General features: G+C 66.3%; 12 protein-coding genes. 7 read left to right on the plus strand and 5 right to left on the minus strand.

Annotated elements, in window-relative coordinates; translation table 11 throughout:
* Window positions 1–8: 8 nt before the first annotated feature.
* The 6 genes from E0T84_RS18570 (at window position 9) to E0T84_RS18595 (ending at window position 6,096) form a co-directional block, all read left to right on the plus strand.
* Window positions 9–683 (plus strand): metalloregulator ArsR/SmtB family transcription factor, encoded by a 675-nt coding sequence (locus tag E0T84_RS18570; RefSeq protein WP_138745164.1) that lies wholly within the window; start codon window positions 9–11, stop codon window positions 681–683.
* Between the two features lie 16 nt (window positions 684–699).
* Complete coding sequence (locus E0T84_RS18575; protein ID WP_138745165.1) at window positions 700–1,134, plus strand: helix-turn-helix transcriptional regulator; 435 nt, start codon at window positions 700–702, stop codon at window positions 1,132–1,134.
* A gap of 5 nt (window positions 1,135–1,139) precedes the next feature.
* Entirely contained in the window at window positions 1,140–1,550 is a 411-nt protein-coding gene (locus E0T84_RS18580; RefSeq protein ID WP_070186732.1) for a VOC family protein, read from the plus strand.
* Window positions 1,551–1,553: 3 nt separating this feature from the next.
* Window positions 1,554–3,917, plus strand: a complete 2,364-nt coding sequence (locus tag E0T84_RS18585) for an excinuclease ABC subunit UvrA (protein WP_138745166.1) — start codon at window positions 1,554–1,556, stop codon at window positions 3,915–3,917.
* Between the two features lie 304 nt (window positions 3,918–4,221).
* Window positions 4,222–4,953 (plus strand): TMEM165/GDT1 family protein, encoded by a 732-nt coding sequence (locus tag E0T84_RS18590; protein WP_138745167.1) that lies wholly within the window; start codon window positions 4,222–4,224, stop codon window positions 4,951–4,953.
* Between the two features lie 54 nt (window positions 4,954–5,007).
* On the plus strand, window positions 5,008–6,096 hold the full coding sequence (locus E0T84_RS18595; protein ID WP_138745183.1) for a phosphodiester glycosidase family protein: 1,089 nt from the start codon (window positions 5,008–5,010) through the stop codon (window positions 6,094–6,096).
* Between the two features lie 5 nt (window positions 6,097–6,101).
* Here E0T84_RS18595 and E0T84_RS18600 read toward each other — a convergent pair whose 3' ends face one another.
* The 3 genes from E0T84_RS18600 to E0T84_RS18610 all read right to left on the minus strand — a co-directional run bounded on the left by E0T84_RS18600 (window position 6,102) and on the right by E0T84_RS18610 (window position 7,494).
* The gene (locus tag E0T84_RS18600) at window positions 6,102–6,635 is read right to left on the minus strand and encodes an adenylate/guanylate cyclase domain-containing protein (RefSeq protein WP_138745168.1); all 534 of its coding nucleotides are present in this window, start codon (window positions 6,633–6,635) and stop codon (window positions 6,102–6,104) included.
* Window positions 6,636–6,841: 206 nt separating this feature from the next.
* Window positions 6,842–7,120 carry a barstar family protein gene (locus E0T84_RS18605; RefSeq protein WP_138745169.1) on the minus strand — a complete coding sequence of 93 codons (279 nt, stop codon included), beginning with the start codon at window positions 7,118–7,120 and terminating at the stop codon, window positions 6,842–6,844.
* Window positions 7,117–7,494, minus strand: a complete 378-nt coding sequence (locus E0T84_RS18610; protein ID WP_371726066.1) for a ribonuclease domain-containing protein — start codon at window positions 7,492–7,494, stop codon at window positions 7,117–7,119. The genes E0T84_RS18605 and E0T84_RS18610 overlap by 4 nt, the downstream gene beginning before the upstream one ends.
* A gap of 86 nt (window positions 7,495–7,580) precedes the next feature.
* Here E0T84_RS18610 and E0T84_RS18615 point away from each other — a divergent pair, with 86 nt between their 5' ends.
* Window positions 7,581–9,743 carry an acyltransferase family protein gene (locus E0T84_RS18615; protein WP_138745170.1) on the plus strand — a complete coding sequence of 721 codons (2,163 nt, stop codon included), beginning with the start codon at window positions 7,581–7,583 and terminating at the stop codon, window positions 9,741–9,743.
* 4 nt (window positions 9,744–9,747) lie between these two features.
* Here E0T84_RS18615 and E0T84_RS18620 read toward each other — a convergent pair whose 3' ends face one another.
* A complete protein-coding gene (locus E0T84_RS18620; RefSeq protein ID WP_138745171.1) occupies window positions 9,748–11,295 on the minus strand; it encodes a carotenoid oxygenase family protein in 1,548 nt (515 codons plus the stop codon).
* A 17-nt stretch (window positions 11,296–11,312) separates the two neighbouring features.
* Entirely contained in the window at window positions 11,313–11,960 is a 648-nt protein-coding gene (locus tag E0T84_RS18625; RefSeq protein WP_138745172.1) for a TetR/AcrR family transcriptional regulator, read from the minus strand.
* Between the last annotated feature and the right edge of the window lie 51 nt (window positions 11,961–12,011).

Raw genomic sequence — 12,011 nt, forward strand, 5'->3', positions numbered from 1 at the left:
ATGCCCTCATGGGTCGCTCACCAGCGAAGACACGCCTGTACGAAGCCTTTGCCGCCAGCGGGAAGGCACTGGCCCACGCCAGTCGGCTGGAACTCCTCGACTTGCTCAGCCAGGGCGAACGCAGCGTCGAGGCCCTCGCCCGTGCGGCCGGCCTGAACCTGACCACAGCCTCATCGCATCTGCAGGTGCTCAAGCAAGCCGGGTTCGTCGAAACCCGGCGCGAAGGCGTCAAGGTTCACTACCGCCTGGCCGGCGACGACGTCGCCGAGCTGTTGGTCTTGTTGCGTACTGTCGCCGACCGGCGCCGGGCCGAGGTCGGTGCGGCTCGCGATGCGTACCTCGGCGAGCCGGCCGGCCCTGGCATCGACCGCGAGACACTGTGGTCGCGTCTCAACGACGACACCGACGATGCAGGGGTGGTGGTGCTCGACGTCCGGCCCGACGAGGAGTATCGCGCCGGACACATCCCGGGCGCGGTGTCGATACCGGTGGATGAACTCGTCGAGCGGATCACCGAACTGCCAGGCGACGCCGACATAGTCGTGTACTGCCGCGGCGAGTACTGCGTCTACGCCCACGACGCTGTGCGGACGCTGACCGCCGACGGCCGCCGCGCAATTCGCCTCAACGACGGAATGATCGAGTGGCGGCTCGCCGGGCTTCCGGTCGGCACCAGGCCGTAGCCGTACCATCGCCGATGTGGCCGACCAACAGCTGGGCGATCTCAAGCTGCTGCGACGCGTCCGGGACCGCATCGACCGTGAGTATGCGCAGCCATTGAACGTCGAAGCGCTCGCCCAGGGGGTGAACATGTCTGCCGGGCACCTGTCCCGGCAGTTCAAGATCGCCTACGGCGAATCACCGTATTCGTATCTGATGACCCGCCGCATCGAGCGTGCGATGGCCCTGCTGCGGCGTGGCGACATGTCTGTCACCGAAGTCTGCTTCGCCGTCGGCTGCTCCTCGCTCGGCACGTTCAGCACGCGGTTCACCGAACTCGTCGGCATCCCGCCCAGCCGCTACCGCGAGCAGACGTCCGCGGTGACCGGCGGGCTGCCATCGTGCATGGAGAAACAGGTCACCAAACCGATCAGGAATCGAGAAGCGCCCGCCACCCGCCTGCACTTAGCGTGAAAACCATGGAACTCACCATTCACTCCAGCATGCTGCCCCTCGACGATCCGGAAGAATCGCTTGCGTTCTATCGCGACGTCCTCGGCTTCGAGGTCCGCCTCGACGTCGGTAAGGACAAGATGCGGTGGATCACGGTCGGTCCACCGAACCAGCCCGACACCTCCGTGGTCCTCTACCCACCGTCGGCCACCCCGGGCCTCACCGATGAAGAGCGCCGCACGATCGCCGAGATGATGGCCAAAGGCACCTTCGGGACGCTGCTGCTCGCCACCAAAGACCTCGACAGTACATTCGAGAGAGTTCAGGCCGGCGATGTCGAGGTGGTCCAGGAGCCCACCGAGCAGCCATACGGTGTGCGTGACTGCGCGCTTCGCGATCCTGCCGGCAACATGGTCCGTATCCAGGAGTCGCGCTAGCCGATGCACCCCGCTGACAGCCACGATCTGATCCGGGTCACCGGTGCCCGGGAGAACAACCTCAAAGACGTCGACATCGAGTTGCCCAAACGCCGGTTGACGGTGTTCACGGGTGTCTCGGGGTCGGGCAAGAGCTCATTGGTGTTCGACACGATCGCCGCCGAATCCCAACGGTTGATCAACGAGACCTACAGCGCCTTCGTGCAGGGCTTCATGCCGAACCTGGCCCGGCCCGAAGTCGACGTGCTCGACGGGCTGACCACCGCGATCATCGTCGATCAGCAGCGGATGGGGGCCGACCCGCGTTCCACGGTCGGCACCGCCACCGACACCGGAGCGATGCTGCGCATCTTGTTCAGCCGGATCGGAAAGCCCCATATCGGTTCGCCGCAAGCCTTTTCGTTCAACGTCGCCTCGATCAGCGGCGCTGGGGCGGTGACGCTGGAGAAGGGCGGGCGGGCGGTCAAGGAACGTCGTGAATTCAACATCGTCGGCGGGATGTGTCCGCGCTGTGAGGGCCGCGGCGCGGTCAACGACATCGATCTGACCGCGCTGTACGACGACACCAAGTCGCTGAACGAGGGTGCGTTGACCATCCCGGGCTTCAGCATGGACGGCTGGTACGGCCGCATCTTCCGGGGCTGCGGCTTCTTCGATCCGGACAAGCCGATCAGCAAGTTCACCAAGAAGGAACTCGACGCGCTGCTGCACAAGGAGGCGACCAAGCTCAAGGTGGACGGGGTCAACCTGACCTACTTGGGGCTGATCCCGCAGATCCAGAAGTCGTTCTTGTCCAAGGACGTCGAGGCAATGCAACCGCATATCCGGGCGTTCGTGGAGCGAGCCGTCACGTTCACCACGTGCCCGGACTGTGACGGCACCCGGCTGTCGGAGACCGCGCGGTCGTCGAAGGTCGAGGGCGTCAACATCGCTGACGCGTGCGCGATGCAGATCACCGATCTGGCGGACTGGCTGGGTGGCATCGCGAAGAAATCCGCGGCCAAGTCGGTGACCCCGCTGCTGACGGCTCTGCAGCACACGCTGGACTCGTTCGTCGAGATCGGTTTGGGTTACCTGTCCCTGGACCGTCCCGCCGGCACCCTGTCCGGTGGAGAGGCCCAGCGCGTCAAGATGATCCGCCACCTGGGCTCGTCTCTGACCGATGTCACCTACGTGTTCGACGAGCCGACGATCGGCCTGCACCCGCACGACATCGCCCGGATGAACAATCTGCTGCTGGCGCTGCGCGACAAGGGCAACACCGTGCTGGTGGTCGAACACAAGCCCGAGACGATCTCGATCGCCGATCATGTCGTCGATCTGGGCCCGGGTGCGGGATCAGCCGGCGGCGAAGTGGTTTTCGAGGGCGACGTGGCCGGTCTGCGCGCCAGCGACACGGTCACCGGACGCCACCTGGGGTATCGCGCAGCCCTGAAGAGCGAGGTACGAAAAGCCGACGGCGCCATGGAGATCCGCGGCGCCGATACGCACAACCTGCACGACGTCGACGTCGACATCCCGATGGGCGCACTGGTGGTGATCACCGGTGTCGCAGGCTCGGGCAAGAGCTCGTTGATCGGTGGCTCGGTGGCGGGGCGGGACGGCGTGGTGGTGGTCGATCAAAGCCCGATCCGCGGGTCGCGCCGCAGCAACCCGGCGACCTACACCAGTCTGCTCGATCCGATCCGTAAGGCCTTCGCGAAGGCCAACGGCGTCAAACCCGCGCTGTTCAGCTCGAATTCGGAGGGCGCCTGCCCGGCCTGCAACGGCGCCGGGGTGATCTACACCGACCTCGGCGTGATGGCGACCGTCGAGACCACGTGTGAGGAGTGCGAGGGCAAGCGGTTCGGCGCCTCGGTGCTGCAATACACGCTCGGTGGCCGAAACATCGCCGAGGTGCTGGCCATGCCGGTAACCGAAGCCGAACGCTACTTCGGTGAGGGTGATGCCAAAGTGCCTGCCGCACAGAAGATTCTTTCCCGCATGGCCGATGTTGGCCTGGGCTACCTCACGCTGGGGCAGCCGCTGACCACGTTGTCCGGCGGTGAGCGACAGCGGCTCAAGCTGGCGGCCCAAATGGGAGAGAAGGGTGACACGTACATCCTCGACGAGCCCACCACGGGCCTGCACCTGGCCGATGTCGAGCAGCTGCTCGGCCTGCTGGACCGGTTGGTCGATTCGGGGAAGTCGGTGATCGTGATCGAGCATCACCAGGCCGTCATGGCGCATGCCGACTGGATCATCGACCTGGGGCCGGGCGCCGGGCACGACGGCGGCCGCGTCGTCTTCGAGGGCACTCCGGCAGACCTGGTGGCCGAGCGCTCCACGCTGACCGGCCAGCACCTCGCCGAATATGTGGCTACCTGAACCCACCTTGTCAGGGCACCCGAACTTTCTGGTGTCGATTCCCAAACTTATTGTCGAATAAGCACTTTCGCGCGGGATGGTTTGCATCGTCGCGCGCGGGGTGCGTATGGTGGACAACAGCGAAGGGGAGTAGCCCCCAATCGGATATTCGACATACTGGCCGCACAGCGTCGTGTTGACGGCCCGGTTATCCGAACCGGTCACTGACCGGTGGGCGAGACCTTCGGCCGTAGACCATTGGTTCGCCGGCCGGAGGCAATCTGTTTCAGCCCCCAACGGCAGCCAACGACCGAGGAGTTGTTGAGTGCTCGCTGCTCTGCTCTTGAGCTTCGCTGTCATCTTCGTCGCCGAGCTCGGCGACAAGTCCCAGTTGATGGCCATGACCTTCGCGCTGCGCTACCGCTGGTGGGTGGTGCTGGTCGGCATCACCGCGGCCACCACCGCGGTTCACCTGATCTCCGTCGCCGTCGGCCACTATCTGGGAGCGGCACTGCCGACGCACCTGCTGGGCATCCTCGCCGGGGTGGCGTTCGTGTTCTTCGGGTTATGGACCCTGCGGGGCGACAAGTTGTCCGACGATGAGGCGACCAAGGCCCAACGCTCGACCGCTCCGGCATTCTTCACGGTCACCTCGGCGTTCCTGCTCGCCGAGCTCGGCGACAAGACCATGCTCGCCACCATCACGCTGGCCGCCGACAACGACTGGGTCGGAGTCTGGATCGGTTCGACCATCGGCATGGTGGCTGCCGACGCGCTGGCCATCGCCGTCGGGGCCATCGCGGGCAAGCACCTGCCCGAGCGGGTGATCCAGCTGGGCGCCGCGGCGCTGTTCGTCATCTTCGGTCTGGCGATGCTGCTGGAGGCCGCGTTCCCGGCGGCCCCGGCATGGACCACCACCGCGGGGGCGATGGCCGTTACCGCGCTGTGCGCGGTGGGCCTGCAGGCGCTGCCCGCACGTTTGCGGCCGGCGGTGATGCGTAAGCCCGCGGCAGGCCAGCCAGCTAACACCGATCAACCAGGTGCGATCGCGTCTTGATCCAACCGTGACCAGGCTGTTACGCATGTTGACAGAGTTTCCTGTGTGGTTATTGTGTACTTCGTGCCAGGCCTGGCAAAACTCCTGCAACGTGCGGTCGCTGCTGCGTCCGCCGTTGCCGTCTGCGCGGCCCTGGCCACCACCGGCTCCCCCGCCGCGCGGGCCGAGGATCCCCGGGCGCTGCTGCTAGGGGCGATCGCCAACACCAAGGGCGCCTACCTCGTCTACAACTTCGGCGGCCAGTTCGCCGCCCCGTTCCTGGCCGCGGACGGACGTGCCTACACGCTCAACAACGGCGGCCACCTGATGGCGATAAGGAACGCCTCGAGCCGGCTCAATCCACGCCTGTTGGTCGACAGCCATCAGGGGTATCAATCCCGCTGTGAGCGCACCCCGGGCGCCCGTACCGGTGAAGGGCTGTGGCAGGCGTCGGAGACCTATGCGCCACTCGCCGCGTGGCAGGTCCTCGGGCAGCCCACCATCGCGGTCAATGCCAACTTCTTCGATGTGCGTGCGCAGAAGGCCGGTTCGTGGCGCGACACCAAGTGCTCGTCACCGCTGGGTGCCTACGTCGACAACACCCGCGGGCAGGGCCGGGCCAACGCCGCCGTCACCGGCACCTTGGCCTACGCCGGCAAGCAGGGCCTGTCCGGCGGGAACGAGCACTGGTCGGCGTTGGCGACGATGATCCTTCCGATGGGCGGCGCGCCGTACGTCGTGATGCCCAAGGGGCCCGACGATTACGACTCGGCCACCCCGGTGATCCAGCGACTGCTCGACCAGAACGCCCGGTTCGTCGCGGTGGCCGGCATCGGCCTGCTCGCCCCCGGCGATACCGGTCAGCTCAACGACAACGGCCCCAGCGCGGCGCGCACCGCCGTCGGCTACAACCGGGCCGCCGATCAGCTCTACGTCTTCCAAGGTGGCAGCTACACGCCGGACAACATCCAGGACTTGTTCCGCGGCCTGGGCGCCGACAACGCGGTGCTGCTCGACGGCGGCGGCTCGTCGGCGATCGTGTTGCGTCGCGACACCGGCGGCATGTGGAGCGGCGCCGGATCACCGCGCGGCAACTGCGATACCCGCCAGGTGCTGTGCGACTCCCGTGAGCGTGCGCTGCCCAGCTGGCTCGCCTTCAACTGAGCCGGTCAGTTCACCAGAATCTCGGCGAGAACAGCATTCGGCATGTGTAGGGGCCGCAGGTATCTGCGTAGCCCCGGATGACACAGCTGCATCAGGCGCTCGGGAGGCTCAGCATCACCCATGCGTTGATCGCCAGGGTATTTCAGTGTGGTGCCGGACGGAAGATCACCGGCGACCGATGACGCCGTCGTGCTCGATATCAAGGTCTGCCCACCATGGGCGATGTCGCGCAGCCGCTCGGTGCCGGCCGCACAGCGGTGCACACCGATACACAGCTCGAACGGATCCAATGGCGTCAGTTGCAGATACAGCGCGCAGGACACCGCGTCAGTCGGGCGGCCGAAGACAGCCGCGAAGCCGTCGCCGGGGCCTTGGCTCGCCGACAGAGTGCCGCCGCTGAGTGCGACGAAGTGGGACACCGTGGCACGAAAGTACGGCAATGCGGCGGCCATTCCCCGCGAATCGGTTTGCCACAGGCGTGCCGAATCCTCGGTGCGGGCCATCAGCCATGTCGTCTCAGTCGCCGGTAATTCGGTCACGCGCGCGTCGCTCCCGCCTCTTGTTCACCAAGTCTCCCGCACCTGACGGCGCGCAGAACGCCAGCGTAGCCACTTTTTGCGGGCCGCGCGTCGACGGTCAACGCCGTTGCCGCAGAACCTCGTTGCCAGTTCCCGGCCGACGCGCTTTCACCCCCGTCGGACGCGCGTAAGCCGTCACAGTCCAGGTTTGCTGAACGCGCCGACGGTCAATTCTCCAGCCACAGGTCGACGCCCTCGGTGGCAAAGATCGACAACACCGTGGCCCAAGTATCTTGTCCGAGCGCCTCTTTGATGTTCCGGTACGACGTCATGACGAACCGGAATTTGCGGTTGTCCGGAGTGCCGAATCCGCCGCGCAGGCAATCGGCCAGGGCATCCAGATTCGAGCCGAAGTAGCCGTCGTCGCCGTTGACGGCGCGGCCGATCTCGGTGAAGAAGTCCGCCTTGGAGGCCACCTTGTCCCCGTCGATCCGGTACGTTTTCACATGCCTCCGATCAGGCAGAACGATTCGTAGTGATCGCCGGTGTAGTAGTACTCGGGCGGATCTTGCTGCGGTGCTCCGCCGGTGACGATGCGCCGCTTACCGCGGTGTTTGTTACCGGGCGTCGGGACGGTGTACTCGTGGTAGTAGCCGCGCTCATGTTCGGGCAGCCGGCCTTCGTAGTTTCCGAAGACGACGCCGTCGTTGCGCGGATAGGGAAATGGCCCACCGGATTGGATCAGCTCAACCGTCTTGTCCGCCTCGGGCGGAAGGCCGTTCAGATCGCACGTGCCGTCGGTTTCAGTCGGAGCGCAGCAGCCCGAAAGCAGCCCGCACAGCACTGCCAGCGCCGCAATGCGTGATCGTCCCATCGGCATGAGGCTAGCAACAGGCTCACCAAAGGCCCCGCAAATCCAGGGTCAACGGCGCCCTTCATGCGACGATCGTTACTCGAGTGAACAGAGTGACGACCCTCGCGGAGCCCACAGCCCGCCGCGGCAGCCCCGCGAGCGGGCGAAAACCCCTGTGGAACACACAGTTTCGCCCCGACATCGAAGGTTTGCGGGCGGTCGCCGTGCTGGCGGTGGTGCTGTTTCACGCCGGGGTGCCCGGTTTCGGCGGCGGCTTCGTCGGCGTCGACGTGTTCTTTGTCGTGTCGGGATTCCTGATCACCGGCATGTTGTGGCGGGAGGCGTCGGGCACCGGGACGGTGCGGATGGGGCAGTTCTACGCCGCCCGGGCCCGTCGTCTGCTACCGGCCGCCGCACTCGTCCTTGTTGCGACGTCGATAGCGGCCGCCGTCCTACTCCCACCGCTGCGAGCGCGCGCGGTGCTGGCCGACGCGATCGCCGGCGCCCTGTACGTGGGGAACTACCGCTTCGCTGCGCAGGGCACCGACTATCTCGGTGGAGGGGGCACCAACCATCTGGCGGCAGAGACAGCGGCGTCCCCACTGCAGCACTATTGGTCGCTCGGCGTGGAGGAACAGTTCTATCTGCTGTGGCCCGCACTCATCCTCGGCACCGCCTGGTTGCTGACCCGCCGCGGCCGCAGTCCCCGCTCAACCGCCCCGTACGCGGGTGTGTTGGCGGTGGTGGCCGGCGCCTCGCTCGCCTTGTCTCTGTCGTGGACCGAGACGATGCCGCCCTGGGCGTTCTTCTCCCTGCCGACCCGCGCCTGGGAGCTGGCCGCCGGTGGGCTGATCGCGTTGACCGCGGCACATTGGCGCAGTCTGCCGCCGGTCTGTGCGGCGTTGGTCGGCTGGGGTGGCCTGGCGCTGATCCTGGCCACCTGCACACAGTTCGGCACCGCCACGCCCTATCCCGGCTCCGCGGCACTGCTTCCGGTGATGGGCACCGCTCTGGTGATCGGGGCCGGTTGTGCGATACCCGATCTGGGTGTCGGACGCCTGCTGTCGAAACCGGCACTGCGCGGCATCGGCCGGTTGTCGTACTCGTGGTACCTGTGGCACTGGCCGGTCTTGCTGTTGGCGCCCGCGCTTTTCGGCCACGCGCTGGGCTTGGCGGGCCGGGTGGCGATGATGGTGATGTCGTTGGGCCTGGCGATCCTGACGCTGCACCTCGTCGAGAACCCGGCCCGGTTCGCCACCGCACTGCGGGGCTCGTCGTGGCGCAGCCTGGCCGTCGGTGCGACGGCCACCGGGGTGGCCGTCTGCGCCGGGCTGGTGCTGTTGGCGGTGCGTCCGGTGCCGACGGGATCCGGGCCGGCCGCGGTCCCGGTCGCCGTCGTCGGGCCACCTCGCGCTGCAGCGGCGACGGCACCGACGCCAGAGCAGCAGGTCCAGGCGGCCGTCACCGCGTCGGAAGGTCTGCGCGTGGTGCCGTCGAATCTGTCACCGCCGCTTGGCGATATCCCCAAACCCGAGGTGTTCGTCAACGGCTGTGTACTGTCCTGGAAGGACGTCGCCATACCGGACTGCACAACCGGCGACACCACATCGGCCACCAAGGTCGCGCTGCTCGGCGATTCCCATGCCGGCATGTGGCAGCCAGCCCTGGAAACCGCGGCGCAGCAGCAGCATTGGCAGCTAAAGACCTACGCCAAAGTCACCTGCCCGCCGATGAAGCTGCCGATCATGAGCCCCTACCTCGAACGCGAGTTCACCGAATGCAAGCAGTGGCGGGCCGACGTGCTGAACCGGATCTCCAACGACCGCCCGGCCCTGATCGTGCTGGACATGGTGCGTCGCTACGGAGCCGATTTCGGCTTCGTCAGCTACGACCCGGCCTGGCTGGACGGGTTGACGCGACTGGTGTCGCAGCTGCGCAGAACCGGCGCGCGGGTACTGGTGCTCGGTCCAGTGCCCGATCCCCACACGACGGTTCCGACCTGCCTGTCGGCACACATGGACGACGCTTCGGCCTGCGCGCCCAACCGCTCGATCGCCGTGAACGACAACGGTATTGCCGCGGAGGCTGCGGCGGTGCAGGCCGGCGGCGGACAGTACGCACGGCTGGACCAGTATTTCTGCACCGACACCCACTGTCCGGTGATCGTCGGTAACACCCTGGTCTTCCGCGACGACAACCACATCACCGCCGAGTACGCGCAACTGTTGTCGCCGGTGATCGCGCACCTGACCGAAAGCGCGTTGGCCCCCAATTAGTGGCCTAGAACCTGGCCACCCGCTCGGTGAACGCCCCGTGGTAGCTCATCGGCAGGTGGAACGGGAGCCATGCTTCGGCGATCGGTCCGGCGTCGATGTGCGGTGCGTCGAACACCATCAGCCGGCTGCGGTGTTGTGCCTCGTCGTATCCCACGGTCAGCACCCACCCGTCGTCCTCCGCAGAGCTTCCCGGACGCGGAACGAAGATCGGCTCGACCAGTTTGTGGCCGGGCGGGCAATAGGTTTGCACCGTGCCGTCACTGTGGTTGAAACGGCCGATCCCCTCGCCGCCGCCCTGCCCATCGCTGGGCACCGTCACATAGGTCACCGAATGCGGTTGAGTGGAGCGGCGTTGGTCGATCTGCGGGAATTCGCAACCCATCTGGGCCAGCGGTTCGACCAGGACGCGGTCGTCGCCGGTGATCCGAAAGCGGGTCAGCCTCACCGAGTCCGAGGCTTTGTCCGGGTCGACGTCCTCGTACATCCGGGCCATGTCCGTGCGGTTGTCGGACGCCCAGGCCTGCATGCCACCGAAGGTTTCGGGCGCGAACCTCGGTAGCTCGACCACCACGTCGGCCCCGTCCTCGTAAGCGTTGGCGTAGTGCCACATGTAGAACGGGTCGGTCTCGATGATCCGAACCCTTCCGCCGTCGCGCGGGGCGAGGATGAAATAGGAGGGCTCATTCTGCTTGAACTTGATGGCATCCCAATAGGATTGGCGACCGAGCAGGGCCCAAGGATTGATCCGCAGCGGCGACATCATGAAGACGGCGTAACGCGAGGTGAGCGCCATGTCGTGGAGCAGTCCCATGCCCGGCAGCGGCACGGCCCGTAGATATCGGGTGACGCCGCTGCTGTCCGTCTCGTACAAGCGCAGGCGCACCCGGGGAATCGCCTCGCCTGCGAGTTCTCGCAGCCGCCTGATCTTTTCGGCCCGGTTCGGGGCGCTGCGGATGTGTCGCAAGTCCAGACGCGGGAAGTATGGTTCGAACCCGAAGTTGACCCGCGTGTCCGTCATCGCGTCATAGGTGTAGTGCGCCGAGTAGGCCCCGATCGGCCCTTTCAGCACCCCGTCAAGGCTGCACATGCCGATGGTGTTGAGCGTGTCGAGGTCCATGCCGTGCGGACGCCCGCCCTCCCAGAGCGCGAGTAGTTGATCGTCGCCGATCATCACGTTGGTGTTGGCGGTGTTGGCGGGCAGCCGAAATGCGTTGGCCCGCATGCCGCCTGGACGCTGATAGGCAAATCCACGCTTCACCATCCGGCCGGCCGCGGTAGTGGTCAGGTAGTGGTTGGTACGGACGAAGCGATTTTTGAACCGCACGCCGTCGCCGTCGATGGCGAACGCGACCACCATGCCGTCGGCGTCGAACAGGCTGTCCACCTGTGACGCGCCGACGTTCCAGCGGCCGGATCCGTTTCGATAGAGCGTGCCGGTCAATCCCTGCGGGATCGTGCCGGTGATCTCCGTCAGCTTCAAGTCATATTCGTCGGGGACGTCCTCCCAGTACCGGGAGGGACCGTCAACCTGGGGTGAGGCGGGAGCAGCCATAAAAGACATGGTGTCTTTTATGTGCCACCGCTGTCAATAGCCGAAACATCGAATGGGCTGAACGGCAGCGCCGAGCCACCGTCCCAACACAGTTTCGTCAGGTGCTCGACGAGCTCTTCCCGGGGCATCGACGATTCCCGCAACCACCATTGCGCGCTGACCATGGCCGACCCGACGATGGCCCGCGCCCACGGCGCGGCGGCCGCCGTGTCGGCACCGCCGGCAGCCATCGACACCGTCAGCATCGCCTCGACTGCGGCGGCGAGTTCATCGAAGATCCCGGCCATCTCATGGCCGCCGGCGGCATGCACACTCAAGGCGCGGTACAGGTTCGGATCGTCCTGCATCCAGGCACAGATCACGTCGAAGAACAGCGACATACGCTGCCGCAGATCGGTTGAACCTGCTGCGCGCCGGGTGATCTCGCTGAGCAGGCGGTGCGCCTGACGCTCACCGAGTGCAGACAGGATGGCCGCCCGGTTCGGGAACACCGCATAGACGGCCGAACGCACGAAGCCTGCCTCTTTGGCCACCTCCGCGATCCCCACATCGGGTCCGTGGACGCGGATCGCGCGTTCGGCAGCATCGAGCAGATCCGAGCGGCGTTGCGCGACGTCGACGCCAGGCCCGGCGGGCCGACCGCGCCCACGCCTTTCCGAAGTCACCGGTCAATCGTAGTTTCCGCTGCGCCCGCCTCAAGGTTCTGCGCGCACTGC

The organism is Mycobacterium sp. DBP42, assembly GCF_005924235.1.
Classification (GTDB): Bacteria; Actinomycetota; Actinomycetes; order Mycobacteriales; family Mycobacteriaceae; genus Mycobacterium; species Mycobacterium syngnathidarum.